At 51.9% G+C, this 26099-nt stretch carries 17 protein-coding genes and 9 pseudogenes; 17 read left to right on the top strand and 9 right to left on the bottom strand.

The annotated features are described in order from the left end of the window. The first annotated feature begins 123 nt into the window (after positions 1 to 123). A complete protein-coding gene (locus ACWWJF_RS15950; RefSeq protein WP_455871126.1) occupies positions 124 to 1866 on the top strand; it encodes an injection protein in 1743 nt (580 codons plus the stop codon). 17 nt (positions 1867 to 1883) lie between these two features. Here ACWWJF_RS15950 and ACWWJF_RS15955 read toward each other — a convergent pair. Next, positions 1884 to 2132, bottom strand: a pseudogene (locus ACWWJF_RS15955) (hypothetical protein); the annotation flags it as partial. 87 nt (positions 2133 to 2219) lie between these two features. Next, positions 2220 to 2603: a hypothetical protein gene (locus ACWWJF_RS15960; protein WP_455870014.1), complete on the bottom strand. Its 384-nt coding sequence runs from the start codon at positions 2601 to 2603 to the stop codon at positions 2220 to 2222. A 132-nt stretch (positions 2604 to 2735) separates the two neighbouring features. Between ACWWJF_RS15960 and ACWWJF_RS15965 the strand changes: the two genes are divergently transcribed. Next, positions 2736 to 3101, top strand: coding sequence for a hypothetical protein (locus tag ACWWJF_RS15965; protein ID WP_455870015.1), 366 nt, complete (start codon positions 2736 to 2738; stop codon positions 3099 to 3101). 13 nt (positions 3102 to 3114) lie between these two features. Here the strand turns inward: ACWWJF_RS15965 and ACWWJF_RS15970 are convergent, their stop codons facing one another. Beyond that, entirely contained in the window at positions 3115 to 3294 is a 180-nt protein-coding gene (locus tag ACWWJF_RS15970) for a hypothetical protein (RefSeq protein WP_455870016.1), read from the bottom strand. Between the two features lie 101 nt (positions 3295 to 3395). Between ACWWJF_RS15970 and ACWWJF_RS15975 the strand changes: the two genes are divergently transcribed. The 4 genes and pseudogenes from ACWWJF_RS15975 to ppiA all read left to right on the top strand — a co-directional run bounded on the left by ACWWJF_RS15975 (position 3396) and on the right by ppiA (position 7233). Then, complete coding sequence (locus tag ACWWJF_RS15975) at positions 3396 to 4628, top strand: phage tailspike protein (protein WP_455870017.1); 1233 nt, start codon at positions 3396 to 3398, stop codon at positions 4626 to 4628. 307 nt (positions 4629 to 4935) lie between these two features. After that, a pseudogene (locus ACWWJF_RS15980) lies at positions 4936 to 5616 on the top strand (ABC transporter ATP-binding protein); the annotation flags it as partial. Positions 5617 to 5649: 33 nt separating this feature from the next. Then, the gene (locus tag ACWWJF_RS15985) at positions 5650 to 6426 is read left to right on the top strand and encodes an ABC transporter ATP-binding protein (RefSeq protein ID WP_455871127.1); all 777 of its coding nucleotides are present in this window, start codon (positions 5650 to 5652) and stop codon (positions 6424 to 6426) included. Between the two features lie 216 nt (positions 6427 to 6642). Continuing rightward, entirely contained in the window at positions 6643 to 7233 is a 591-nt protein-coding gene (gene ppiA / locus ACWWJF_RS15990) for a peptidylprolyl isomerase A (RefSeq protein WP_455870018.1), read from the top strand. A gap of 74 nt (positions 7234 to 7307) precedes the next feature. Here ppiA and ACWWJF_RS15995 read toward each other — a convergent pair whose 3' ends face one another. Together ACWWJF_RS15995 and ACWWJF_RS16000 are read right to left on the bottom strand one after the other, a co-directional pair. Further along, positions 7308 to 8432: a polysaccharide lyase gene (locus ACWWJF_RS15995; protein WP_455870019.1), complete on the bottom strand. Its 1125-nt coding sequence runs from the start codon at positions 8430 to 8432 to the stop codon at positions 7308 to 7310. 46 nt (positions 8433 to 8478) lie between these two features. Beyond that, a protein-coding gene (locus ACWWJF_RS16000; protein WP_455870020.1) for an IS1 family transposase occupies positions 8479 to 9173 on the bottom strand; the annotation gives its coding sequence in 2 pieces (ribosomal slippage) (positions 8479 to 8930 and positions 8930 to 9173; 696 coding nt in all). Positions 9174 to 9366: 193 nt separating this feature from the next. Here ACWWJF_RS16000 and ACWWJF_RS16005 point away from each other — a divergent pair. The 4 genes and pseudogenes from ACWWJF_RS16005 to ACWWJF_RS16020 all read left to right on the top strand — a co-directional run bounded on the left by ACWWJF_RS16005 (position 9367) and on the right by ACWWJF_RS16020 (position 13692). Further along, positions 9367 to 9489, top strand: a complete 123-nt coding sequence (locus tag ACWWJF_RS16005) for an IS4/Tn5 family transposase DNA-binding protein (protein WP_455870021.1) — start codon at positions 9367 to 9369, stop codon at positions 9487 to 9489. Positions 9490 to 9557: 68 nt separating this feature from the next. Then, positions 9558 to 10726 (top strand): IS3 family transposase gene (locus tag ACWWJF_RS16010; RefSeq protein WP_455870022.1). Its coding sequence is split into 2 segments (ribosomal slippage): positions 9558 to 9813 and positions 9813 to 10726, totalling 1170 coding nucleotides; the frame shifts between segments, so codons are not numbered across the junction. A 10-nt stretch (positions 10727 to 10736) separates the two neighbouring features. Further along, a pseudogene (locus ACWWJF_RS16015) lies at positions 10737 to 11951 on the top strand (IS4 family transposase); the annotation flags it as partial. Positions 11952 to 12768: 817 nt separating this feature from the next. After that, complete coding sequence (locus tag ACWWJF_RS16020) at positions 12769 to 13692, top strand: IS5 family transposase (RefSeq protein ID WP_455868634.1); 924 nt, start codon at positions 12769 to 12771, stop codon at positions 13690 to 13692. Positions 13693 to 13761: 69 nt separating this feature from the next. Here the strand turns inward: ACWWJF_RS16020 and ACWWJF_RS16025 are convergent. Further along, positions 13762 to 14172 (bottom strand): annotated as a pseudogene (locus ACWWJF_RS16025) (DDE-type integrase/transposase/recombinase); the annotation flags it as partial. 189 nt (positions 14173 to 14361) lie between these two features. Here ACWWJF_RS16025 and istA point away from each other — a divergent pair. Both istA and istB read left to right on the top strand, forming a co-directional pair. Further along, the gene (gene istA / locus ACWWJF_RS16030) at positions 14362 to 15891 is read left to right on the top strand and encodes an IS21 family transposase (RefSeq protein WP_455870023.1); all 1530 of its coding nucleotides are present in this window, start codon (positions 14362 to 14364) and stop codon (positions 15889 to 15891) included. Positions 15892 to 15905: 14 nt separating this feature from the next. Then, complete coding sequence (gene istB, locus ACWWJF_RS16035) at positions 15906 to 16661, top strand: IS21-like element helper ATPase IstB (protein ID WP_455868472.1); 756 nt, start codon at positions 15906 to 15908, stop codon at positions 16659 to 16661. Positions 16662 to 16759: 98 nt separating this feature from the next. Here the strand turns inward: istB and ACWWJF_RS16040 are convergent. After that, positions 16760 to 17520: pseudogene (locus ACWWJF_RS16040) on the bottom strand (IS3 family transposase); the annotation flags it as partial. Positions 17521 to 17529: 9 nt separating this feature from the next. Here ACWWJF_RS16040 and ACWWJF_RS16045 point away from each other — a divergent pair. Further along, a pseudogene (locus ACWWJF_RS16045) lies at positions 17530 to 18492 on the top strand (IS481 family transposase); the annotation flags it as partial. Positions 18493 to 18632: 140 nt separating this feature from the next. Here the strand turns inward: ACWWJF_RS16045 and ACWWJF_RS16050 are convergent. After that, a pseudogene (locus ACWWJF_RS16050) lies at positions 18633 to 20020 on the bottom strand (IS3 family transposase). Between the two features lie 198 nt (positions 20021 to 20218). Further along, positions 20219 to 22816, bottom strand: a complete 2598-nt coding sequence (acnB, locus tag ACWWJF_RS16055; protein ID WP_455871128.1) for a bifunctional aconitate hydratase 2/2-methylisocitrate dehydratase — start codon at positions 22814 to 22816, stop codon at positions 20219 to 20221. 443 nt (positions 22817 to 23259) lie between these two features. On the opposite strand from acnB, the gene ACWWJF_RS16060 reads away from it, so the two are divergent. From ACWWJF_RS16060 to ACWWJF_RS16075, 4 genes and pseudogenes are all read left to right on the top strand, one after another. Next, positions 23260 to 23820, top strand: a complete 561-nt coding sequence (locus ACWWJF_RS16060; RefSeq protein WP_455870024.1) for a Tar ligand binding domain-containing protein — start codon at positions 23260 to 23262, stop codon at positions 23818 to 23820. A gap of 51 nt (positions 23821 to 23871) precedes the next feature. Continuing rightward, complete coding sequence (locus ACWWJF_RS16065) at positions 23872 to 24837, top strand: methyl-accepting chemotaxis protein (RefSeq protein WP_455870025.1); 966 nt, start codon at positions 23872 to 23874, stop codon at positions 24835 to 24837. Between the two features lie 369 nt (positions 24838 to 25206). Then, a pseudogene (locus ACWWJF_RS16070) lies at positions 25207 to 25410 on the top strand (transposase); the annotation flags it as partial. Positions 25411 to 25477: 67 nt separating this feature from the next. After that, positions 25478 to 26086: pseudogene (locus ACWWJF_RS16075) on the top strand (IS110 family RNA-guided transposase); the annotation flags it as partial. Positions 26087 to 26099 lie beyond the last annotated feature (13 nt).

Below are 26099 nucleotides of genomic sequence, written 5' to 3' on the forward strand. Positions count from 1 at the left end.
GTAAACATTCCTTTTGACATTTTGCAGGGTGGCGCAAACCTTTCTCAATCCCGCGCCAAAGACGAAGCAGAGGCTAAGGGGTTTCTTGATCGCGTTATTGACGCAGTTACGGGAGAAAGCCGCATGACACCCGCAATGGAGAATTTGCAGCCAGTAGGGAATGCGCCAGAACTTAATGAATTTACAGGCAATGCCTTTCGTGCTGGTTTGTCTCAACTGTTCGGCTCTGATGCGTCACAAGAGAAAATATTCCAAAGCATGGGCGGAATACTTAGCCAAGATGAAAAGGGTAACGTGATTGTTTCCCTCCCATCTGGCGACTATGCTATGAATAAGCCCGGAGTTTCTCCGCAGGATATTACGTCATTTGCGGCTAACGCACTGGCGTTTACCCCTGCCGCTCGTGCCGCCTCAGTTCTTGGAGCTATGGGTAAATCAGCCGCCACTGACATAGCCTTGCAGGGTGGTGTTCAGGCAGCTGGCGGTGAAAATATTGACCCGGTGCGAGCTGGTCTATCTGCTGGTATTGGTGGTGCGGCGAAGAGTATAGAAAATGCTGTCAGCGCAGCTGCGAGATCGTCATTAGGTAGCATGTCACCTGAAGCAAGGGCGTCGGTTGAGTTTGCCGAACAAAATAAAGTTCCCCTGATGACAACTGACTTGCTTAAGCCGGGAACCAATGTCGGAGCACAAGCAAGAACGCTAGCTGAGCGTGTGCCATATGCAGGGACTGGCGGTCTGAGGGCAAAACAACAAGAGGCTAGAGAGGGGCTGATTAAAACCTTTAGTGATGGTGTGGGTGGGATTTCAGATGCAGAACTGTACAGATCTGCATCAAGGGGGCAGCAGCAGTTTATTGACGCTGCCGGGAAGAGGTACGATCGCATAATTAATGCCATGGGGGATACCCCCGTGGACATCACTAATACCGTAAAGGCCATCGACACCGAAATAGCTGAATTAACTCGACCAGGAGTATCGCAGGACAGATCTGCGGTTAATGTTCTCCAGCAATTCAAGGATGACATAACCAGCGGAGCAAATAACCTGCAATTAGCCCGAGAAAACCGCACCAACCTACGCAAGCGCTTTATGGCTGCCCCTGACGAAGTGGACAGGGATACATTGGAAAAGGCCGCTCAATCGGTTTACAGCGCTTATACTACCGATATGAAGAAAGCTGTTGCCAATACGCTCGGGCCGCAGGAAGCGATGAACATGGCTCGCGCAGATAGGTCATGGGCTAAATTCAATGACATGATGAGCAACACTCGTGTTCAGAAAGCGATACAGACTGGAAGAACAACACCGGAAGACATGACAAAGCTGATTTTCAGCCAAAGTCCGGCTGAGCGATCTCAACTGTACAGATTGCTTGATGATAAGGGCAGGCAAAATGCCCGCGGCGCTATCGTTCAGCATGCAATGGACAAAGCCACAGACGCATCAGGAAATTTAAGCGTTGAAAAATTCATCAACGATATGCACCGGAATAGGAAGCAAGCAGAATCATTCTTTAGGGGTGAAAATGCGAAGCAGCTAGACGGGATGATGAAATATCTTAATGATACTCGACACGCACCAGTTGCAGCAGCAAACCCAATGACAGGGCAACTCGCTAGCCCTACGGCGGCCTTAGCTGCCTTTGGCTCACTCACTAATCCAATGATTGCTAAGGCTGTTGCTGTAGCTGCTGGCTTTGGGCTGTCAGGACGAGCATATGAATCAAAAATAGCCCGTAACGCATTACTTCGCTTGGCTAACACTCCAAAGGGAAGCACGGCTTACGATAGAGCAATCAGTCGTGTTTCTGAGGCAATTACGCCGATAATTCAGACATCGGCGCAGGAAGTTACAAATAGGTAATCGTGAGCCATGGATGGCTAACACTTACTTTTGACTTTACCAACGAAAGCCTTAACCGAGTCGAACTCACCAAATCCAGTTACGGTTTTTGACATGAGAACTTTACCATCAGGTTGAATTACCCATGAGTCAACCACGCGCTTTGTATCTCCCTCAGAACTTAGGCCAATAATTGATGTTGGGGACAGCGCGTGATATACGACGCCACCAGCGTCAGACCCCGAGTATTTTACAGCAGCCAGGTCGCCATTAATGGAAAGCATGAATTGTATTAGCTCAGACCTGAACTGACAGCTACCGGTTATTTGTATTAGTCGCGACTAATACAATTGGTATGTAGCCACGGATGGCCGCTATCTAATGTTGCTGCTGCTATTGCAGTTTACGGTATTACCAAAACCAGAAGTGCAGTTTGTAGACGTGTCAATGCTAGTAGGGTATGACTGCTGAATGACTGGCTGCTTGGCTTTTTGCTCGATGGCCTGCATAGTGTTCATGGTTTGGTATCCAAGAAGAGCCTGCTGGAATGCCTGACCTCTAGCGGCTTCATCGGCTTTCTCTTGGCGCTGCATATTTACATAAAGATTCTGCAATTCAAGGCGTGCTTGTGCGTCGCTAATCTCTCCGATATCTACTTTCTGACCTAAGAACTTGGCAGCCAGAACGTACATTTTTGGCGTCGGTTCAGAGGACATACGAGAATCATTTTTAATGCTGATATCGAGACAGGTTGCCATGTCGCTAAGCTTGGAATAACGCTGTTCACAACCGGTCTGATAATCACTAACTTTCGCGCATCAGACCAGCAACATTGGCAGCGCAGCAATAACGTACTTCATCCCAACCTCCTTAGTTTTAGTCAGGATAGCATGAAAAAACTCAACATCGTCAGACTGCCGAAAATGAATGTTCCGCTATTCGACAGCGGCATAGTCGTGTTCTGCCGTGACTTTGAATCATGGCAAGACATTCACCGAAAACTTGGCGTAGAGCAGCATGACAATAACAGCAATGGTCTATCTCATACTATGACCAGTACCAACGGAACGTTGCACATTATCGGCGTATTCAATGGGAAATTGTCAACGCTGGCGCACGAATGCGCACATATGGCCTTTGATATCTGTTCTCGCGTCGGCGTTGAGGTTGAGCCGGGTAAAGCCAACGAAACCTATTGCTACCTGATAAGCCGCCTCGTTGAGTTCTGTGAGCGCCATATCAAAAAGCCGGAGTGACCCGGCTTGAGCATTACTTCTTGCTGTTAGGCGTACGCTTATCTAAAACCCATTCGTTACCGGGCTTTGTGGTCGGTGGCAATTTCTCGTTGTCTTTAACAGTGGCAAAGTTATCTTTCTTGCCGCCGCGAGGGCCAACCTCTTGATAGATGCCGCCGTCTTTACCCGTGTTCTCACCCGGTTTCTTGCTCATTATGCACCTCGATATTAGCCCGACATTGGGCGATTAAATATCGACCTAGGTTGTTTATTAGTCAACTGCGAATACGCAGACTACTCAAGCCCGGAGAGCCCATGTCAGATATTAATGCTAACGTCGCGGTCCGCATACCGTCTTCGCTGTTCGTCATGCCGCGCAGTTTTAAACCCATCCCGAACGGGAAAATTTACATCGGTCGTCCTAGTACCGACCCGACCCAGCCCAGCAATCAGATCCCGGTTTATTATGCGAACGAATCCGGCGTGATGGTGCAGGTGGCGCAACCTCTGGTGATAAACAACGCCGGTTATCCGGTGTACAACGGCGTGGTGACCGACTTTCTCACAGAAGGTCCCTATGCGATGGCCGTTTATAACACGAGTGGTGTGCAGGAATTTTATTTCAGCAACATCATGCCGTCGATCGCCGGCGGGCAGGCCATTAACCTGAAGAAATTCCTGACCGTCCCGGAAACCAGCGTTGAAGCGCTGCCGGATGTGAATATGCGCAAGAATAAACTGCTGGGCTTTGATGCTTATGGCGATCCGATAGCAATAGCCAACCAGACGGGCCAGTACAATCCGGTGGAAATTGCACTGACCACACCCCCCGCCCCTGAAGATAAGCAGGTATACCTGTTGATTGGGGGCTATAAGGTTCCGGCATGGCCGACGCGCGAGAACACACACATGGTTGGTTACCCGACGACCCCGCGCATTGTGTCGCCGGTTTTCAGCTTCCGGGCGGCGGTGAATCACAATTACCGCATCCCGTTTGCAATACTGAATGCGGAGCTGTCAGCTGCATTACAGGTCACGGCAGACAAGCCGGAGAGATTTACCACCTTAAAAGCCTCACGTCTGACACAAAGCAGCGGTGTGATTGACATGACCACGAATTATTCGGGGCGAGATGATGAGAGGTCGGTGATTACGCTGACTGATACTTTAAGCGGAACGATGCAAAGTTTTACCGTGTTACACAGCTATACGCCGCTGGACTCACTGACCGTCTCGGTCTCTACGGTCAGTGATGGTACAATCCATATGGAATATAATCCACAAAGTTTGCCACAAAACACCCACCGGTACGCCGCGGTCATTAAGCCAGAGGTGACTATCAGTCCCGACATCAGCCACCGGGTTGCCCACTCGCTAAATTATTTTAATGAAGCCGTTGCGGTAAGAACTAACTCGGTATTTACCCCGTTTGTGACAGAGATAACCCTGGAGGCACCGTATAAAGGAAGTCTTGAGGTGATACTGAAAGATTCGCTGAACGGATTAACGGTCTCGAAATTCGTGGATGTGGATTTTGCGGGACGGTAAGAAAGATTCGCTCCGGGCGTTACAGGGTTTCGTTGACTCGATTTTTAAACTGATGGGGTTGTCTTGTGCCGCCCACGTGCCGCACTGTACAGATTTGTGACGTAATGTGCCGTGTTATGGCGTAAAAATGCGGTGTGAATGTGATTTGTCACGCCTAAGGAAGGGCGTCGGCAAGTCGAAATGAGCGGTAAGTTATTGATAAAAATGTTGTGTATTGTCGTGCTTTGTTGTGTTTTGTTGCCTGTTTTTTGAGCGATAAAGTCAGTCAATGTATTGATATTAATAGTTTTTATGTATTTTAACTCCGCTACTGCATCAGCACCCGCGCAGCGCAAGGGTAATGGTCGACAGACTGCGCTTCGGCCAGACTGACTTGCTCAATATTTCTGAAGCACAGATGCGCCAGATCCGCGGTAAGCGTATTTCCATGATCATGCAAGATCCTAAGTATTCGCTGAATCCGGTGGTATGTGTTGGCGATCAGATTGCTGAAGCCTATCTGGCGCACCACAAGGTGCCAGCGCGCGTGGCGAAAGAGAAAGTCATGGCGATGCTGGATGTGGTACGCATTCGCCAGCCGGAACGCGTGTACGCACTTTATCCGCACGAAGTCTCCGGCGGTCAGGGACAGCGCATCATGATCGCCATGATGTTGATCACTGAGCCTGAAATCGTCATCGCCGACGAGCCAACCTCCGCGCTTGATGTGTCGGTGCGTTTACAGGTGCTTTCGATGCTGGATGATTTTGTGTCGGAGCGCGGATTGGGGCTGATCTTTATCAGCCACGATATCAATCTGGTGCGCAGCTTCTGCGACCGGGTGCTGGTGATGTACGCCGGACGCATCGTGGAGTCCATCGCGGCGTGCGATCTCGATAACGCGCAGCATACTTACACGCGTGGACTGCTCAATGCGTTGCCGGACATCGATCATCCTCGTGTGCGTCTGCCGGTCATGCAGCGCGATCCAGCCTGGCTGAGTGAATAAGGAGTGACTATGGGCGCACAAAATACCGCGACGATGATCGAGGTGAAAAACCTCAACCTCTCTTTTGGTCAGGGGAACCAGCACAACCATGTGTTGTTTGATGTCAATCTGGCGGTGCGCGGTGGCGAAATCTTTGGTTTGGTGGGGGAGTCGGGCTCGGGAAAAACCACGGTGCTGAAATGTCTGGCAGGGTTGTTCAACCACTGGCAGGGTGAGCTGTGCATCGATGGTCAACCGCTGGCGCACCGTATTGACAGAGCACGCTGTCGTCAGGTGCAGATGGTGTTTCAGGATCCCTACGGATCGCTGCATCCACGCCATACGGTTGAGACCATATTGGAGGAGCCGTTGCTGATCCATCGCATTGAGCAGCGCGATCGGCGTATTGATACCTTGCTGGAGAAAGTGGGGCTGGGGCCCCAGTTCCGTCGCCGCTACCCGCACCAGCTCTCCGGCGGGCTGCGCCAACGCGTTGCTATCGCGCGCGCGCTGATTCTCGAACCACGAGTTCTGTTGCTGGATGAACCCACTTCAGCGCTGGACGTGTCGGTGCAGGCAGAAATCCTCAATTTGCTGGCAGAACTGCAACAGCAGGACAACCTGACCTACCTGATGGTGACGCACGATTTGGGCGTGATTGCTCATTTATGCCACCGCGTGGCGGTGATGCAGTACGGCCGTATTCTGGAAACGCTGGAGACGGCGGAACTGACACGTTCGACGGAGAAAACGGCCTACACCACAATGCTGGTGGATGCCAGCCGACAATACAGCCGCGATTTGGCCGTGCGTTCGGAGCGAATGGGTTAATAGTTCGGGTAAAAGCCGCATTATGTGCTAACAAAACGGGTTATTTACCCGTTTTTTTTTACGATCGTCGCCGATACCGCACTGGTATGCTATACCTAATGGCCGTAACGTTGTGGCCTACCCTTAAGTAAAAAAAAGTAAAAGGGTAGCGTTAAGGAGTGTGGGTATTTACAATCGTTACGCTTTCTTGTAGCCCCCGATCAAAAAGGAATTCTCATGTTCAAACGTACTCTGGTTGCTGCGGCAGCCCTGGTTTCACTGACAATGTTTTCATCTTCGGTCATGGTGTCGTCGGCGATCGCGGCCCCTGCCGCCACCACGCGCGTCTTGCTAACCACGTCTGAAGGCAACATCGAGTTAGCGCTGGATAACCAGAAATCGCCTGTGTCAGTGAAAAACTTCGTCGAGTACGTTAATAGTGGCTTCTACAATGGCACCACCTTTCACCGCGTGATCCCTGGTTTTATGGTGCAGGGTGGCGGTTTTGTGGATGAAATGAAGCAAAAAGCCACTAACCCACCGATCAAAAATGAAGCGGACAACGGTTTACGCAACGTGCGTGGCACCATCGCCATGGCGCGCACCGCTGAAAAAGACAGCGCCACCAGTCAGTTCTTTATTAATGTCGCGGATAACGCTTTTCTCGATCACGGTCAGCGTGATTTTGGCTATGCGGTATTTGGCAAAGTGCTAAAAGGGATGGATGTTGCCGACAAAATCTCCCAAGTGCAAACCAGCAACGTTGGCCCTTACCAGAATGTACCAAGTAAACCGATCGTTATTAAATCGGCGAAAGTGCTGCCGTAAACGTTGTTGAGAATTTCTGGGTTTGATATCAAGGCCACATTGCGTGGCCTTGATGGTTTCTACAGGTAGTAGCTTTAGTTACACGCGGCCGTCGTCAGCACTGCCAGGCCTTTTCCCTGACCGGCGAACTGTGCCAGCTTCGCTTTTACGCACTGGGCGCTGACTGGTGAATAGCTGTATGGCAGCGATGGGAAGGTGCCAGTAGACGTCCAATCTTGAGCGTTAACATAAGCTTTGGAATCGCTGGTCCAGGTAATGTTATAAGTGGCGTTTTGAGAAGCGCTGCTGACGTTTTTATCACGCAGAACCCAGGTGCCAAAGTTGGAGCCGTCATAGAGTGACGTCACGGGGTTGACGGCATTTTCGAACCAGTTACGTTCGATCAGCGCGAGCCCATTCTGACGTACGTTTATCCCTGAGCTGGTAATGCCGGAATAAAGGTTGTTATAGGCGTGCACTTGCCCCCCACGCTGCAACGGCAAGCGGGCGTTCTCATCGCTGTAAACGTTATGATGGTAAGTCAGGTTACGGCCCGTATCGCTGCTGCTAGAGCCGCTTAATCCTACTTTTTTAATACCATGGATGTAGTTATAAGATACCGTTACGTTCGTCGATGCTTTCTTGATATCGACGGCAGATTCAAACGTGGTATCGCCATCCGGTGTGCCGGCGCACTCGTAGTTTTTGGCATAAATCTCATTATGGTCAACCCAGACGTTCGGCGTGTTATCTACGCGGATGGCATCGCCATCACTCGCGCCACCCGGCATATAGCCGAAACGCATATTACGAATCACCACATCGGAAGATTTCACTAACCAGAGACCAAAGTTGGCGGAAGAGCCGTTGGTGCCGAGTATTGTTATCCCTTTGGTTAATTCCTTGATTTCAACCCCGCGTGCGGGCTTGCTCCATTGGCTGCAAATATCGGCAGCCGCCGCATTGATCAGCGCATCTTCGTTGCCGTCATAGGTGATCACCAGTGGATATGCACCGGTTTTCACTTTCTTGGCGCTGCTGTCCACGCGCGCGGCTTCAATGATATCAATGATATCCTGCATGGAATGGGCGGTTTTTTTAACGGCACCAGAGATATCGCCGCCATCGTTGGTCGCATAGCCGCCGGTATTCGCGGCGAACGCGCTTTGTACGGTTAACGTCAGCAGTCCTGCGGTAAGTGAAAGTAAGACGTGTTTCATTCCTGTCGTCTCCTGAGGGAGTTATGGTTTTGGGTAATGACTCCAATTAGTAGAACATGTGTTTTTCGATGAAGGCTCCGATGACTTTTTCGTGGATCTCGACGGAGCGCGAGAAGCAAATCGTTTTACGCGCCAGTCGTTTAATGCGGGTACGGAGCGTCAGGTTATTGCGCTCTATGCGTTGCGTGAAGATCTTGCCAGTCAGATCTTTCTGCTTCGGAACCTCTCTTGCATAGCTGCCCCAGTTGTCACTGGTAATCATGCCGATGTTGAACGGTGTCAACAGAGCCAGCAATTCACAGCAGGTCTCATCGGTTCGGGGGCCAAAAGTGTAGGCCAGAACACCGCCTGTTTTGGTATTGTAAGCGTACCAGAGCCAGTGCTGTAGCGCCTTACTGCCAACGAAGCTCCATTGCTCATCAAGTTCACAGATAAGGGCGACGTCGGCGTGAGCAACGGGAGAAGACGTTATCCTGCGGGGCGAGAGCTTTTTAAAGCCCGGATGACCGTATTGATGCCTATTTTCAACGTTCTGGCGGTATCGCGAACACCGGCACCGTTGAAGGCCATATCAACGATCTGCTCTTTGACTCCCGGCTTTCGCGCTTCATAGCGGTAGGTAAGCTGGAATACACGGCGACAGCAGTGACACCGGAAGCGTTCGCGCTTAGTTGGACTAAGGCCATGTCGATAAACTTTATCTGAATGGCAGCGAGGGCAATGAACAAAAACAGTAACCACGTGGAAACCTCAAATAGCGGCAGAATATCACAAAAGCCAACTATTTGAAGGCATTACCTGGTTTTGCTCACCTCGTTATACACAAGTCCGCAACGCCTTATATGCCAAGGGTTAGCGGGCTGAAATAGGCAGCCGGTGGGGTTGTAAATGAAGTGAAACCGACGTGTACTATCGCCATTTACGGCGCTGAAAAATGACACGGGATTCAGATGGCTGGGCACACCAAGAACTGGAAGGGGTAAATCTTGGTGACACGAGGCTCAATAAGCGTGCCAAAGGGCTTTTGATACGGCTGGCTGAGAATCCGCAAGTGTAGTGGCACACTGATACTGGCCACCTGATCGGAGGTGATATGCTCACCTCATCAACACGACAGGTGACCTCATGGGTAAACATTTGACGGCGGAATTTAAGCTCGAAGCCGCAAAGCTGGTTGTCGACCACGGCTACACATACGTTAAGGCCGCAGAGGCGGTTAATGTCAGCCATTCTGCCATTAGTCGCTGGGTCAATAAGCTTCGCCTTGAACGACAGGGAAAAACGCCAACGGGACTTCCTCTTACCCCTGAACAGCTCGAGCTGCGTGAGATGAAGAAAAAAGTCCAATGCCTTGAAATGGAGAACGAAATCCTAAAAAAGGCTACGGCGCTCTTAATGTCGGACTCACTCAACGGTTCACGGTAGTCGACAGGCTGAGGGCGCGATACCCGGTCACGGCGTTGTGCCAAACTTTTGAGGTACATCGCAGCAGCTACAGGCACTGGCAGGCTTCCGCTAATGAACCCGACGGTGAGCGCGTGGTTAAGTGTAGTCGCGTCATGGAAGCCTGGAACGCCAGCGGCGGCTCTGCCGGCGCTCGAAGTATCGCGACCATCGTCACCGGCAGCTCTGGTGTCAAAATGGGGCGCTGGCTGGCTGGCAAGCTGATGAAGGAGCTGGGTATCGCCAGCTGCCAGCGACCGGCTCACAAATACAAACGCGGCGGCAATGAACACGTTGAAATACCGAACTATCTCAACCGCCAGTTCGCGGTTACCGCGCCGGATCAGGTCTGGTGCGGCGATGTGACCTACATCTGGACGGGCAAATGCTGGGCTTACCTTGCGGTGGTGCTAGACCTGTTCGCCCGCAAACCGGTGGGCTGGGCCATGTCGACGTCGCCGGACTCGGCGCTGACAGTTAAAGCGTTGCAGATGGCCTGGGAACTCCGGGGACAACCAACAGGAGTCATGTTCCACAGCGACCAGGGCAGCCACTATACCAGCCGTCAATACCGGCAAGCCCTGTGGCGCTGCCGGATAAAGCAGAGTATGAGTCGGCGGGGTAACTGCTGGGATAATGCGCCAATGGAGCGGTTCTTCCGCAGCCTGAAGACAGAATGGGTGCCGACAAAGGGTTACAACAGCTTCAGCGAAGCCCAGGACGCGATTATCCGCTACATCACGGGGTATTACAGCGCTATCCGGCCTCACTGGTATAACGGCGGCTTAACTCCAAACGAATCTGAGCGACTGTTCTACATACAGTCTAATGCGGTGGCCAATATTAGTTGACCACTACAAAGCCAGCATTCCGCATGCGTGCCTCGGATGGTCTGAGACGCTGGGTGCTTACCGCTTCATGGAGAACCAAGCATTCGAATGGCGAGACATTCTGCAACCTCACTGGCAGCGTACGCAGGAAAGGATCCGAGAACACGAGGTTGTGCTGTGTATCCAAGACACTACCGAGCTTGACTTCAACGGGCAGCAAATCCAAGGCTTGGGTCCCTTGAACTACGAAGCCAGGCGTGGTCTGTATCTGCATCCGACCTACGCGGTCAGTCCGGATCGCGTGGGGTTGGGCGTACTGGATGCGTGGATGTGGGCAAGAGAGCCGAAGGATGCAGACGGAAAACGCGATGGGATCAAGGAGAGTACGCGCTGGCTCGAGGGATACGAGCGAGTTGCTGAACTCGCCTCGGAGTTGCCAAACACACGTCTGGTGTACTTAGCCGATCGCGAAGCGGATATCAAGGCGTTGATGCAGCTCGCTGATGACCTTGGCACTCAGGCTGACTGGTTGATCCGCTCGACTCATAATCGCAGTCTGGACTGTAATGAGAAGCTTTGGCAGAAGGTTGGAAAGACCGTGCCGGTGGGAGAAATCCAATTCGTTATGGCGGCTCGCGCGGGGCAGAAGGCGCGTACGGTGAAACAGGCGCTGCGCGTGAAGCGAGTGTCGCTGCGTTGCGGGTTGGCAGTGACTTGTGTGATAGCCAAGGAAATTGAGCCGCCAGCAGGTGTGAAGCCGGTCGAGTGGCGGTTGCTGAGCAATCGCGTACCTGAAGGACGAGAAGATATCGTGGAGCTGATCGACTGGTATCGGGCTAGATGGGAAATCGAGATGTTCTTCAATGTGCTGAAGAACGGCTGCTGTGTCGAAGCGTTACAGTTATCGACCGTGGATCGCATTGAGCGGGCATTGGCGCTGTTCATGATCGTGGCATGGCGCATCGCCTATTTAATGCGTATGGGACGAACCTGTCCAGAGCTGGACGCAATGTTGTTCTTTGATTCCGACGAGACTCATGGCGCTTACCTACTGATGAACAAGCGTATGCCCAAGGGCCGCCCTAAGCTAAACGAAGTATTGCGCTTAGTTGCGCAACTGGGAGGCTTTCTTGCTCGAAAAGGCGACGGTGAACCAGGCGCAAAAACTATCAGGAAAGGCTTGCAGAAAGTCATGACGGCCGCCGAAACGCTACGCGCGCTCAGGCACGAACAGAGATGTGTATAACGAGGTGGGTTTTGCTCCGGCATAATGATCCTTATGCCGATGGTAGGATGTATATTTGTTTCAATAAAAATGAAAAGCGCTTTTACTGTGTTGCGGTATCATTTAAGCAAAAAATGAGAGAAAAACAAATAAAAGGTAATTATTGAGAGAGAAATGATTTCTTGGCATTTTAATTATTTTTACAGGTCGTTCCTATTTTAATGAAAAAGAAAAAGTTATTTATATTCATGGGGTTGTTTTTTTCTATTGCAGGTAATGAGCCACGTGTGCGGACAATGGCATTTTTTAATTGGACAACTGGCATTAAGCGCAATTTTTTTATCAGCGCCCCTGTGATTTTAATTCTAAAATTTTAATCTAAGTCACATTTTTTTGTATGTTGACTGACATAAATAATTAGTGATGTTATTAATTTTATGGCTAAGCAATATTTATTGCATGACGTTTTTTGTTTTTTATTAACTCGCTGTTTTGTTTTGAAAAAAAGAAAAATGATAACTCATTAATAAATAACTTATCTTCCTTTAGGATTTTGCTGACAGGTGGTGATTTATTTGGTGCCATTCAGATAAAACAATTGCTTATGGTGTGTTTTATCAGAGGGGATTGTGTGTTTTCGTAAAACTTACAATAATGGAAACCAAAAAAAATATTATTTTCTTTAAAATAGACTAATATCATCATTGTGATTTTTCAATTACATTTTTTACTCAATATACTAATCATTAGTTAGCCAATCATTGGCTTTGTTGAATAAATAGAAAGTTTGGGTAATCATCGGATCAGATCACCATAGTTGTTTCAACATCAGGTCTCCATGGCAAAACAAAATTTTAAAATCACTAACTGGCCCTCCTATAACAAGGCCCTCAAGCAGCGCGGTTCTCTAACCGTATGGCTAGATGAATCAGCCATTGCTGCATGGACGGAAAAAACGACTACTGAACGGCGTGGACGACCGCTCCACTACTCAGATATGGCCATCACCACAGTCCTGATGATGAAACGCGTGTTTGGCCTTTCATTGAGGGCTTTACAGGGTTTTGTTGACTCGATTTTTAAACTGATTAAATTGTCGCTGCATTGTCCAGACTATTCGCTGCTCAGCAAGCGAGCAAAGACAGTGAACATCAGCATAAAAACGCCAACCCGTGGTGAAATCTCACATCTGGTCATTGATGGAACCGGCCTGAAGGTCTTTGGCGAAGGCGAATGGAAAGTCCGGCAGCATGGTGCCGACAGACGCAGGGTGTGGCGTAAGCTGCATCTGGCAGTAGACAGTGCGACGCATGAGATTATCTGTGCGGATTTGTCGCTCAGTGGTACGACTGATGCCCAGGCTCTACCGGCACTGATAAACCAGACCCACCGGAAAATCAGAGAGGCATCGGCTGACGGCGCTTACGATACAGGTTACTGCCATGATGCTCTGCTGAGGAAGAAAATAAGGCCGCTTATCCCGCCGCGAAGGGGGGCGCAATATTGGCCGGACCACTACCACGAGCGTAACCACGCTGTTGCAAATCAGCGCCTGAGCGGCAGCAACGATACCTGGAAAAAGAAAGTGGGCTATCACCGACGCTCAGTGGCTGAAACGGCCATGTTCCGGTTCAAAACGCTTCTGGGTGGTCATCTAAGTCTGCGTGACTACGATGCTCAGGTGGGTGAAGCCATGGCGATGGTCAAAGCGCTTAACCGGATCACGCTATTAGGAATGCCGAACAGTATTCGCATCACGTAACAATCGACCTGGGGCACAGTCGTTACAAGTTCTGATTTATTCAACAAAGCCCCAATCATTATGTAGTGGTCAACTAATATTGGCCACCGCATTAGACTGTATGTAGAACAGTCGCTCAGATTCGTTTGGAGTTAAGCCGCCGTTATACCAGTGAGGCCGGATAGCGCTGTAATACCCCGTGATGTAGCGGATAATCGCGTCCTGGGCTTCGCTGAAGCTGTTGTAACCCTTTGTCGGCACCCATTCTGTCTTCAGGCTGCGGAAGAACCGCTCCATTGGCGCATTATCCCAGCAGTTACCCCGCCGACTCATACTCTGCTTTATCCGGCAGCGCCACAGGGCTTGCCGGTATTGACGGCTGGTATAGTGGCTGCCCTGGTCGCTGTGGAACATGACTCCTGTTGGTTGTCCCCGGAGTTCCCAGGCCATCTGCAACGCTTTAACTGTCAGCGCCGAGTCCGGCGACGTCGACATGGCCCAGCTGCATATTCGCATCGTGATCGATCAGTGATTCGCATGACAATCGATCACGATTTCGCATCTAAGGTCGATCACTGATTCGCGTCGTATCGATCACTCCGGGACTTAACTCTTCTAACCTCCTCTCCGTTCGCAGTTTCTACTGAAATGGAGATAACGATGGCCAGAAAGAGAAAAAGCAGGAGTCCCATGGAGACTTGTCTTCAGATCTTCAAACTCAAATTTGAGTGCAACCAGTCTAATCGCACCATCGCCGCTGCTCTTAGGGTCAGCCCTTCCACAGTTTATGAGGTGCTCTCCCGTTTTACCGCCGCATCGCTGTCGTGGCCATTGCCTGATGCGCTCTTGCCAGAAAAACTGGAAAAGATGCTGTTCCCCACCCGCAGAATGCGCACCTCGGAGCTTATCGCGCCAGACTGGCTGTATATCGATACCGAGCTAAGACGGCCAGGGGTTACCAGGCAGCTGTTGTGGATAGAATACAGCACCGAAACCGGAGAAATGGCGCTGGGCTACTCTCAGTTCTGCCGTTGTTATCGCCAATGGAAGAAATGCCAGAAACGCTCGATGCGCCAGACCCACCGTGCCGGTGAGAAGCTGTTCATCGACTTCTGCGGGCCCACGGTGCCGGTATCCGACCCCGATACGGGAAATGTGCGCCGGGTCGCCATCTTCGTCGCTGTCATGGGAGCGTCAAATTATACCTATGCAGAAGCCTGCCCCGGTCAGGACATGATGAGCTGGCTGAATGCTAACAGCCACTGCCTGACCTTCCTCGGCGGCGTTCCAGCCCTGCTGGTACCCGATAATCTGCGTAGCGCGGTGAGCAAAGCAGATCGCTACGAGCCGGTCATCAACGACAGCTATCAGTCTTTGGCCTCGCATTACAGCACGGTAGTGATGCCAGCCAGACCCTACAAACCGAAAGACAAGGCCAAAGTGGAAAACGGCGTCCTGCTGGTCGAAAGGTGGCTCCTGGCGCGAATACGCAATGAAACCTTCCATACGATGCATGCGCTCAACGTCAGGCTCAGTGAGCTGATGATCGAGCTGAATAACCGGCCAATGAAAGGTTATGGGGGCCAGAGCCGAGCGCAGCGCTTTGCGCTGCTCGATGCGCCGTGCCTGCAGCCGTTGCCAGCCATGCCCTATGAATACACCGAATACCGTGCGGTGAAGGTCGCTCCTGACTATCACGTCGAATACGACCGCCACTGGTACTCCGTTCCCCATGAGCTGGTTGGTGAAAGGCTGTCGGTAAAAGCGGGTCAGACGTTGGTCCAGGTCTGGCATAAGGGCCGCTGCGTGGCTCAGCACCCTCGCAGCGATCGGCAGTACAGCCACAGCACGAATCCGGCACACATGCCGGTCAATCACCGCGGGCACAGCAGCTGGACACCTGAAAAGCTGCTGGATAATGCCGCGAGAACCGGCAAGGCGACCCGGCAGGTGGTGGAAGCGATGCTAAACGCGAAGAATCATCCTGAGCAGGCTTATCGGGCTGTTCTCGGCCTACTGTCGCTCCAGAAAAAATACGGTGCCGAACGGCTGGAAAAAGCCTGTGACAAGGCCTGCGGGCTGAACCATCCGGAAAGGCGTTTTATCGAGAATCAGCTGCGTCACAACAGGGAGGGCATCGGAGAAACAGCTAAAGGAAATAGAGAGTTACAGCTTCCACTGGAGCACGAGAATCTGCGTGGTCCAAAATATTACCACTGAAAAAGGGAGTCGTTATGACTGATGACCTGCTAACCAAACTTAGAACGCTGAAGCTGTCGGCAATGGCCGATGGCATGATACGCCAGCGTGAGGCACCTGGTACATACAATGAGCTGGGGTTCGCAGAACGCCTGGGGTTACTTGTCGAAGAAGAGCTACTGAATCGTGAAAACAGCCGTGTTGGGCGGTTGAGAAAGCAGGCACGGTTGCGCCACGGTGCAACCCCTGAGGGTATGTACTATCCGGTCTCCCGAGGGTTAAAGGCCGAACAGATGCGCGAGCTTCTGAACGGGCATTACATCACCCACAGCAAGAATATCCTGATAACAGGGCCAACTGGCAGCGGAAAAAGCTGGGTAGGTTGTGCCCTGGGCGAGCAGGCGTGCCGGCAAAAGAGAAGCGTTCAATACTGGCGCATGGGTCGGCTGCTGGATCAGCTTGAGCAGGGCCGACTGGACGGCAGCTGGCTTAAGCAACTGAAACAGCTTCAAAAAATAGAGTTTCTTATCTTGGACGACCTTGGTCTTGAAGTTATCACAACGCGGCAATGCAATGACTTGCTGGAAATAACGGAAGAGCGATATGGGCAAACCAGCACGATCCTTATCAGCCAGTTGCCGGTGGAGCAATGGTACGGAGTGATGGAAAACCCGACGGCGGCAGATGCCTTCCTGGATCGGCTGATCCACAACTCTCACAGAGTGGAGCTTCAGGGAGAATCATTAAGGAAAAATAGCCTGGCAGTGGAAAGCGCAGAAGAAACACGCTAAAACGATAAAAAAGTTAGGTTCCCGGGTGATCGATTACGATGCGAAAACGTGATCGACCTTAGATGCGAATCGATGATCGATCGCATGCGAATACGCACCCAGCCCACCGGTTTGCGGGCGAACAGATCTAGCACCACCGCAAGGTAAGCCCAGCATTTGCCCGTCCAGATGTAGGTCACATCGCTGCACCAGACCTGATCCGGCGCGGTAACCGCGAACTGGCGGTTGAGATAGTTCGGTATTTCAACGTGTTCATTGCCGCCGCGTTTGTATTTGTGAGCCGGTCGCTGGCAGCTGGCGATACCCAGCTCCTTCATCAGCTTGCCAGCCAGCCAGCGCCCCATTTTGACACCGGAGCTGCCGGTGACGATGGTCGCGATACTTCGAGCGCCGGCAGAGCCGCCGCTGGCGTTCCAGGCTTCCATGACGCGGCTACACTTAACCACGCGCTCACCGTCGGGTTCATTAGCGGAAGCCTGCCAGTGCCTGTAGCTGCTGCGATGTACCTCAAAAGTTTGGCACAACGCCGTGACCGGGTATCGCGCCCTCAGCCTGTCGACTACCGTGAACCGTTGAGTGAGTCCGACATTAAGAGCGCCGTAGCCTTTTTTAGGATTTCGTTCTCCATTTCAAGGCATTGGACTTTTTTCTTCATCTCACGCAGCTCGAGCTGTTCAGGGGTAAGAGGAAGTCCCGTTGGCGTTTTTCCCTGTCGTTCAAGGCGAAGCTTATTGACCCAGCGACTAATGGCAGAATGGCTGACATTAACCGCCTCTGCGGCCTTAACGTATGTGTAGCCGTGGTCGACAACCAGCTTTGCGGCTTCGAGCTTAAATTCCGCCGTAAAATGTTTACCCATGAGGTCACCTGTCGTGTTGATGAGGTGAGCATATCACCTCCGATCAGGTGGCCAGTATCAGTGTGCCACTACAGCATTGACGCTCTGGTTAACCAAAACCGCCGGGTTCCCAACCTGAAAAACCGTGCTGATGAAGCCACTGAACGTGCGGTTGTTGATTACGCCATTGAGTTCCCGGCTCATGGCCAGCACCGGACCAGTAATGAGCTGCGTAAAAAAGGCGTCTTCATTTCTGGCAGCGGTGTGCGCTCCATCTGGCAACGACACGATCTGGAAAACTTTCGTAAGCGCCTGAAGGCACTTGAGGAAAAAGTTGCCAGAGAAGGCATCGTACTTACTGATGCTCAAATCGCTGCACTGGAGAAGAAGGCGCACGACGACGAAGCCTGTGGTGAAATAGAGACTGCTCACCCGGGTTATCTGGGGTCGCAGGACACCTTCTACGTGGGTAATCTGAAAGGTGTTGGCCGTATCTACCAGCAGACGTTCGTGGATACGTACTCGAAAGTGGCGCACTGCAAGCTTTACACGAGTAAAGCACCGATCTCTGCCGCCGACCTGCTCAATGATCGCGTGCTGCCGTTCTACGAAGCTCAGGGGCTGCCAATGCTAAGAATACTGACGGACAGGGGGGGGGGGACGGAGTACTGCGGTAAAGTGGAACAACATGACTATCAGCTGTACTTGGCTATCAACGATATAGACCATACGAAAACGAAAGCGATGTCTCCGCAGACAAACGGTATCTGCGAGCGCTTCCATAAAACTATTTTGCAGGATTTTTATCAGGTTGCGTTCCGTAAGAAGTTATACGAGGACCTAGAAAGTCTACAAAAGGATCTGGACAACTGGTTGTGGCATTACAATAATGAGCGAACTCATCAGGGTAAAATGTGCTGCGGGCGTACGCCAATGGCCACGTTACTTGATGGTAAACGAGTCTGGGCAGAAAAAAATCTGAACCAGATTTAATCTGACAGACACCTGTATAAATAACCGGTAACTGTCAGATCAGGTCTGAGCTAATACAGATAAACGCATGCTGGACACACTGTTTAAGCGTTGCATCGGCCATTGATCTTGACCCACCATCTCCGGACAGCTTTTGTCTCTTAAGTTAACGATGCCCGCTGGCGCCGATATTCTCTTGGGGAGTTGTATCCCAGCGCACTGTGCGGATGGTTTTCATTGTAATGATTGAACGCCGCTGCAAGGTTCTTCAGCGCTGTTCGCACATCGGGTTTTGGCATGAAGGCGATGTAATCTTCCTTCATCGTCTTCACGAACCGTTCTGCCATGCCGTTACTCTGTGGACTGCTCACTGCTGTTGTGCAAGGCTCCAGATTCAGTTCTCTGGCGAACTTCCGCGTTTCATGCGCTGTGTACGCTGAACCATTATCCGTCAGCCATTGCACTGGTTTATCCGGCAGCGCGCTACCGAAGCGTTTTTCCACCGACCTCAGCATCACATCCTGCACGGTTGAACTGTCATAACCCCTGGTGCTCGCTGCCCAGTCTATGGCCTCCCGGTCGCAGCAGTCCAGTGCGAACGTCACCCGCAGCTTCTCGCCGTTGTCACAACCGAACTCGAAGCCATCTGAGCACCAGCGCATATCGCTCTCTGCTACCGCGATTTTGCCTTTATGCTCCCGCTTCGGACGTTCAGTTTTATCATGCAACAACAGCAGGTTATGCTCATATCGTTATACACATCTTTTGGCCATTTTTTGAACAGGATGCTCAGAACCCCGTGAATTAAGGCATTCAAGCCATCCCATTGGCTTTTTGAGGTTCAAAATGCCACTCTGAGATAAACCCGTAACTCATTGATTAAACAGTGCGTTAGAAAGATGTGTATAACGATATGGGTTATGCTCGCTCATTATCCTGTAAAGCCGTTTGGCGTTCACCGGTGGAAGTCCCTCTGCACGACGTTGCTTACGCAGGATACCCCACACTCGGCGGTAACCGTAACTGGGCATGTCGCTGATGATACGGAGGATGTCCGATAATATCTCAGTATCAGCTTCGTCATTACGCCGGTTGCTGCGCCTGTCCAGCCAGTCGGCAGAACGGTTAACCCGCAGTGACAGCTGCGCACGCGACACGCTCATGGCGCGGCTGACCAGAGCTATTCCCCGTCCTTTGGCAACAAGGGCGCGTGCGCTATCCATTTTCGCGACTGGCGGTACTCCACTGCTTCTTTGAGGATCTCAACTTCCATCGTCTTCTTACCCAGAAGGCGCTGTAGCTCCCGGACCTGCTTGAGGGCAGTCGCCAGCGCCGAAGTTGGAACCACTTTTTCTCCGGCCGCAACGGCGGTGAGGCTTCCTTCCTGGTATTGCTTCTTCCACTTAAACAAAAGGCTGGGCTGGATGCCATGCAGGCGGGCTACATGGGAGACGTTCATCCCCGGCTCCATTGTCTGCTGAATGATGGCGATTTTCTCTTGCGGAGTTTTACGCTTACGGACTTCTTGCCCTAACAGGATCCCGGTCATTTCAAAATTAGCATGATTGTTAGACATATATCTAAGCCTATCTCTTATCTAGAGATACAGCTACTGTCTGGTGTTACAGGGGGCTACATCAGCGTTGCATCGGCCATGCAGAGGCCTACTTGCGTGCTCAAGGGCGATCGGCCAAAAAAAAGAGCCCATATCATCATGGGCTCTTGTCTTATTCATCACATACAGAAACTAGACAGCGCTTTGGAAAATCACCCCGTCCGCTTTCGCCGTATACTGATCCAGCCGATCGAAATTCAGGTAGCGATAAGTATCCTGCGCGGTTTTATCCACCTGAGCCATCGCAGCAAGATATTCATCAGGCGTCGGCAGTTTGCCCAACAACGACGCTACCGCCGCCAGTTCCGCAGACGCCAGATAGACATTAGCGCCAGTACCCAAGCGGTTCGGGAAGTTACGGGTAGAAGTCGACACCACCGTTGCACCATCAGCTACTCGCGCCTGATTGCCCATGCACAAGGAGCAGCCAGGGATCTCGACGCGCGCACCGCTCTTGCCAAACACGCTGTAATAGCCCTCTTCCGTCAGTTGCGCGGCGTCCATCTTGGTCGGTGGCGCAACCCATAAACGCGTCGGCAGTTGGCCTTTGTGCTGATCCAGCAGCTTACCCGCAGCACGGAAGTGGCCGATATTGGTCATGCAGGAGCCGATAAACACTTCGTCAATCTTCTCACCCTGCAAATCCGACAGCCAGCGCGCATCGTCCGGATCGTTCGGCGCACACAGGATGGGCTCCTTGATGTCAGCCAGATCGATATCGATCACTGCGGCGTATTCCGCATCGGGATCGGCTTCCAGCAGTTGCGGATCGGCCAGCCATTTTTCCATGCCCTGCACGCGACGCTCCAGCGTACGACGATCGCCGTAGCCTTCGGCGATCATCCACTTGAGCAGCACGATGTTAGAGTTCAGGTACTCGATAATCGGGTCTTTATCCAGCTTGATGGTACACCCAGCGGCAGAACGCTCTGCTGAGGCATCGGTCAGTTCAAATGCCTGCTCCACTTTCAGATCGGGCAACCCTTCAATTTCCAGAATGCGGCCAGAGAAGATGTTCTTCTTGCCTTTCTTCTCAACCGTCAACAAGCCCTGTTTGATGGCATACAGCGGGATGGCATGCACCAGATCGCGCAGGGTAATCCCCGGTTGCATCTTGCCTTTGAAGCGCACCAGCACCGACTCCGGCATGTCCAGCGGCATCACGCCCGTGGCGGCAGCAAACGCCACCAGTCCGGAGCCTGCCGGGAAGGAGATACCGATCGGGAAACGGGTATGGGAGTCACCGCCGGTGCCTACAGTATCCGGCAGCAGCATGCGGTTGAGCCAGGAGTGGATAACGCCATCGCCTGGACGTAAGGAAACACCACCACGGTTCATGATAAAGTCCGGCAGCGTGTGATGCGTGGTGACGTCAACCGGCTTCGGATAGGCGGCCGTGTGACAGAATGACTGCATCACCAGGTCAGCAGAAAAGCCAAGGCAGGCAAGGTCTTTCAGTTCGTCACGGGTCATCGGACCGGTGGTGTCCTGAGAACCGACGGAGGTCATCTTGGGTTCGCAATACTGATCCGGACGAATCCCAGCAACACCACAGGCGCGGCCCACCATCTTCTGCGCCAGCGAGAAGCCGCGCGTACTCTGCGCCACATCCTTCGCCTGACGGAAGACATCGCTCGCAGGAAGGCCCAGCGCTTCACGCGCTTTGGTGGTCAGACCGCGGCCAATGATCAGCGGAATACGACCGCCCGCACGCACTTCATCGAGCAGTACGTCGGTTTTCAGAGCAAACGTTGCCAGCACGGTATCGCTGTCGTGCAGGCGCACTTCACCTTTGTAGGGGTAAATGTCGATCACATCGCCCATGTTTAATTCGTTCACATCGACTTCGATCGGCAACGCGCCCGCATCTTCCATGGTGTTGAAGAAGATAGGCGCAATTTTGCCGCCCAGCACCACACCACCACCGCGCTTGTTCGGCACGTGCGGGATATCTTCCCCCATAAACCACAGCACCGAGTTGGTGGCGGATTTACGCGAAGAACCGGTTCCTACCACGTCACCCACGTAGGCCAGGGGGTATCCTTTCTGGCTAAGCGCTTCGATCTGTTTGATCGGGCCAACGGCACCGGGTTGATCCGGCGTAATGCCATCGCGGGCGTTTTTCAACATCGCCAACGCATGCAGTGGGATATCAGGGCGAGACCAGGCATCGGGTGCCGGAGAAAGATCATCGGTATTGGTTTCACCGGTGACTTTGAAAACGGTGACAGTAATTTTCTCTGCCAGTTTAGGGCGAGACAGGAACCATTCGGCATCAGCCCAGGATTGTACTACGCGTTTGGCGTGTACGTTACCGGCTTTGGCCTTCTCTTCCACATCGTAGAAGTTATCGAACATCAGCAGTGTATGCGACAGCGCATCGGCAGCGATGGGAGCCAATGCCTCATTGTCCAGCGCTTCAATCAGCGGATGAATGTTGTAACCGCCTTGCATGGTGCCAAGCAGTTCAACGGCTTTTTCCGGGCTGACCAACGGAGAATGGGCTTCCCCTTTCGCGACAGCCGCCAGAAAACCGGCTTTAACATAGGCGGCTTCGTCAACACCCGGCGGCACGCGGTTTACCAGCAGATCCAGCAACACTTCTTCTTCGCCAACAGGCGGTTTCTTCAGCGCATCCACCAGCGCTGCCATCTGTGAAGCGTCTAACGGCTTAGGTACGATGCCCTGTGCAGCCCGGTCGGCCACGTGCTTGCGATATTCTTCTAGCACGATTCTCTCCTCGCTCTCATTGTCTTCGTTATGTCCGGCGCTCTCGCTCCCGGTTGTGATGTCCATACCCGATTACGCGTCAGGCGATGTGTCCTCCGCCTGTGAAAATGTAGGGTGGCGTACCCGGCAGTAAGATCGTCATGCACTCCAGCATATCAATTTTTGAACGTTTTGTTAATTCCGTTTACATAAAAGCAACATAAATAACGCAACATTGCCTAGCCGCGCAAAGGCACACGCCCTGTAGACCATGATGGGAATAAACGTTTTTTACTTGAGCATACCACGAGCGCCCCTCGTCGACATATCCCCTGTACGCGATTGGGGTTTACATTGGGTAACTTTCAACAATTTCAGTTTGTTATACTGCCCTCGACCTATAAAAAGACGTATGTAAGAATTCCCATATCTTGCCGTAGCTTAACATCACCAGGGGTTGGAAAATGGATAGGTATCATCATGTCTTTTTTACGCAATATGACCATCAGAAAGGTGCTGCTGATGGTGTTGACGCTGTTTCTTTTGCTGTGTGGGGGGGTGTGGCGTGGTTTACGCTCTCTGCCCTTAATCAGGCAACGCACTATTTGATCGTGGGTAACACCCAGGTGGAAGGACTGAACACGCTGACCAAAGGCGCGAACCAATCCATGAACACCGCAATCCGCCTGAATCAGGTGGTAACGCTAATGCAAAGCGGCAAATTGACCGATGTCGATGCCACGCTGGCGCAAGCTGTTGACGAATACAAAAACAGTGCCGCCAGCCTGGAGGCCTTCAAAGTCATGCCTCACCCGCAGGTTGCTCAGCAAACGGTCGATGAAACCGTGCAAAACTGGCAGAACGTCCTGCAACAGGGTCTGCAACCGATGATGAGCGCGCTGCAAGAGAAAAAGTTTGCTGAATATCGGCGCGTATTCCGCGATGACTTTCATCCGTTGAATGAAAAGTTTATTGCTGCCGTCAATGGTTATCAGGCGGTCGCCGCCGATAACCAGACAGTGTAAACCATCGATCGTCTGGTGTCATGGTGCAAAAACATCCTGATGGTAGCACTGTTGGCTGGCGCGGTGATCCTGCTGCTCACCGATCGCTATCTGGTCGGTTGCGTCATCAAGCCTCTCACCGCGATCCGCCACCACTTCCGCACCCTGACCGAAGGCAAACTGGAGAAGAATCTGGATGGCTTTGGCCGCAACGATGCCGGACAGTTAGTGCCCTATTTACGGGAAATGCAAGACAGCCTGAAGGCGACCGTCATTGCCATTAGCGGCAGCGCCGATGCCATCTACGTGGGGACGTCAGAGATCTATGCGGGCAATAACGATCTCTCCAACCGTACCGAGCAGCAGGCGGCGGCACTGCAACAAACGGCAGCCAGCATGGAACAACTGGGTACCACGCTCAAGCACAACACCGACAATGTCCATCAGGCCACGTGTCTGGCAGAAAAAGCCACCGGCGTGGCGAAACAGGGCTGGGAAATGGGCAAAGAGTTGGGTGGTATTATGGACAGCATCGCCGCCAGCTCGCATAAAATCACTGACATCACCAGCATGATCAACAGCATCGCGTTCCAGACCAATATTCTCGCGCTGAACGCGGCGGTCGAAGCGGCACGCGCCGGCGAGCAAGGACGCGGGTTTGCCGTGGTTGTCAGTGAAGTGCGCAATCTGGCACAAAAAAGCGCGCAGGCCGCCAAAGATATCGAAACCCTGATTGCCGAATCCGTTGAGCGCGTCGATGCCGGCGCGCGTCACGTAACCCGCACCGGCGATGTGATGGATAGCATTATTGAGGCCATCGGTCAGGTAAATGCGTTGATCGAAGAGATCGCCACCGCATCCGATGAACAAAGTCAGGGCATCCATCAGGTAAGTCAGGCGATTAATGATATCGATGGCGTTACGCAACAAAACGCTGCATTGGTGCAACAATCCGCTGCCGCAGCGGCTTTACTGGAAGAACAAGCACGCCAGCTCACGCAGGCGGTGGCGATTTTCCAAGTCAACGGGCTTTGTTGAATAAACAGATTTTATGCTACCAGCCCAGTAAAACGATTGTTTCCAGCAATGTAAAATCATGCAGTTAAGCATCATGAGAAAACGGAATGCCTGAGGTGATAAGCATTTTCTACCAAAATGGGCATAGTAAAACAGCACGATTTACTATTATTCAACAAGGCCAAGTCAACGATGTACCACGCTATCAGGAACAGGCAACGACATTTATTCCCCGTCTGGCGGCCTCTTCCTGAGCAAATGACGGTGGAGACAGCGGGCGTTGCACACGACCGGTATGCGTTACACAGGCGAACGGGCTTTGTTGAATAAATAGAAAGTTTGGGTAATCATCGGATCAGATCACCATAGTTGTTTCAACATCAGGTCTCCATGGCAAAACAAAATTTTAAAATCACTAACTGGCCCTCCTATAACAAGGCCCTCAAGCAGCGCGGTTCTCTAACCGTATGGCTAGATGAATCAGCCATTGCTGCATGGACGGAAAAAACGACTACTGAACGGCGTGGACGACCGCTCCACTACTCAGATATGGCCATCACCACAGTCCTGATGATGAAACGCGTGTTTGGCCTAATGAGATGGTCACCCCCACCCTGTGAGCGGTACGCTGACAGGGTGTTTCTTTATGGAGAAGGCCATCATGCAAAACGTCACGCTTATTGGTATCGATCTCGGCAAACATTCTTTTCACATTCATTGTCAGGATAAATCAGGCAAGGCATTACTGCGGAAAAAGTTTACCCGAACCAAACTCATCGAGTTTCTGGCTACGTGTACACCTACTACCGTTGTAATGGAAGCCTGCGCCGGTGCCCATTTTATGGCTCGTCGGATCAGTGAGCTGGGGCATGAAGTAAAGTTGATCTCTCCGCAGTTTGTCCGCCCTTTTGTCAAGAGCAACAAGAACGATTTCGTTGATGCCGAAGCAATATGCGAAGCCGGATCACGCCCTTCCATGCGGTTTGTGCAGCCAAGAACTGAGGCTCAGCAGGCTATGCGAGCCTTGCATCGCGTCAGGGAGTCGTTGGTCAGATACAACGTTAAAACGACTAACCAAATGCATGCTTTTTTACTGGAGTTTGGTATCAGCATGCCGAAAGGTATTGCGGTAATCAAAAGGCTTTCAGCTGTTCTGGCTGATAATGACTTGCCACCTTATCTGGCACAGTTGCTGCTTCGATTACACGATCATTACCAATATTTGGTTGGGCAGATAGCAAAGCTCGAAAGAGAACTTGGGCAGGCACTCTCTCTAAATAGCT

Source organism: Symbiopectobacterium sp. Eva_TO (assembly GCF_053848865.1).

Coding starts and splice junctions, on each gene's coding strand:
- ACWWJF_RS16060 (WP_455870024.1), top strand. CDS start 23,260: ATGGATAGGTATCATCATGTCTTTTTTACGCAATATGACCATCAGAAA.
- ACWWJF_RS15975 (WP_455870017.1), top strand. CDS start 3,396: ATGTCAGATATTAATGCTAACGTCGCGGTCCGCATACCGTCTTCGCTG.
- ACWWJF_RS15965 (WP_455870015.1), top strand. CDS start 2,736: ATGAAAAAACTCAACATCGTCAGACTGCCGAAAATGAATGTTCCGCTA.
- istA (WP_455870023.1), top strand. CDS start 14,362: ATGGAGACTTGTCTTCAGATCTTCAAACTCAAATTTGAGTGCAACCAG.
- ACWWJF_RS15995 (WP_455870019.1), bottom strand. CDS start 8,432: ATGAAACACGTCTTACTTTCACTTACCGCAGGACTGCTGACGTTAACC.
- ppiA (WP_455870018.1), top strand. CDS start 6,643: ATGTTCAAACGTACTCTGGTTGCTGCGGCAGCCCTGGTTTCACTGACA.
- ACWWJF_RS15960 (WP_455870014.1), bottom strand. CDS start 2,603: ATGGCAACCTGTCTCGATATCAGCATTAAAAATGATTCTCGTATGTCC.
- ACWWJF_RS16005 (WP_455870021.1), top strand. CDS start 9,367: ATGACACGGGATTCAGATGGCTGGGCACACCAAGAACTGGAAGGGGTA.
- ACWWJF_RS15950 (WP_455871126.1), top strand. CDS start 124: ATGACACCCGCAATGGAGAATTTGCAGCCAGTAGGGAATGCGCCAGAA.
- istB (WP_455868472.1), top strand. CDS start 15,906: ATGACTGATGACCTGCTAACCAAACTTAGAACGCTGAAGCTGTCGGCA.
- ACWWJF_RS16020 (WP_455868634.1), top strand. CDS start 12,769: ATGGCAAAACAAAATTTTAAAATCACTAACTGGCCCTCCTATAACAAG.
- ACWWJF_RS15985 (WP_455871127.1), top strand. CDS start 5,650: ATGATCGAGGTGAAAAACCTCAACCTCTCTTTTGGTCAGGGGAACCAG.
- ACWWJF_RS15970 (WP_455870016.1), bottom strand. CDS start 3,294: ATGAGCAAGAAACCGGGTGAGAACACGGGTAAAGACGGCGGCATCTAT.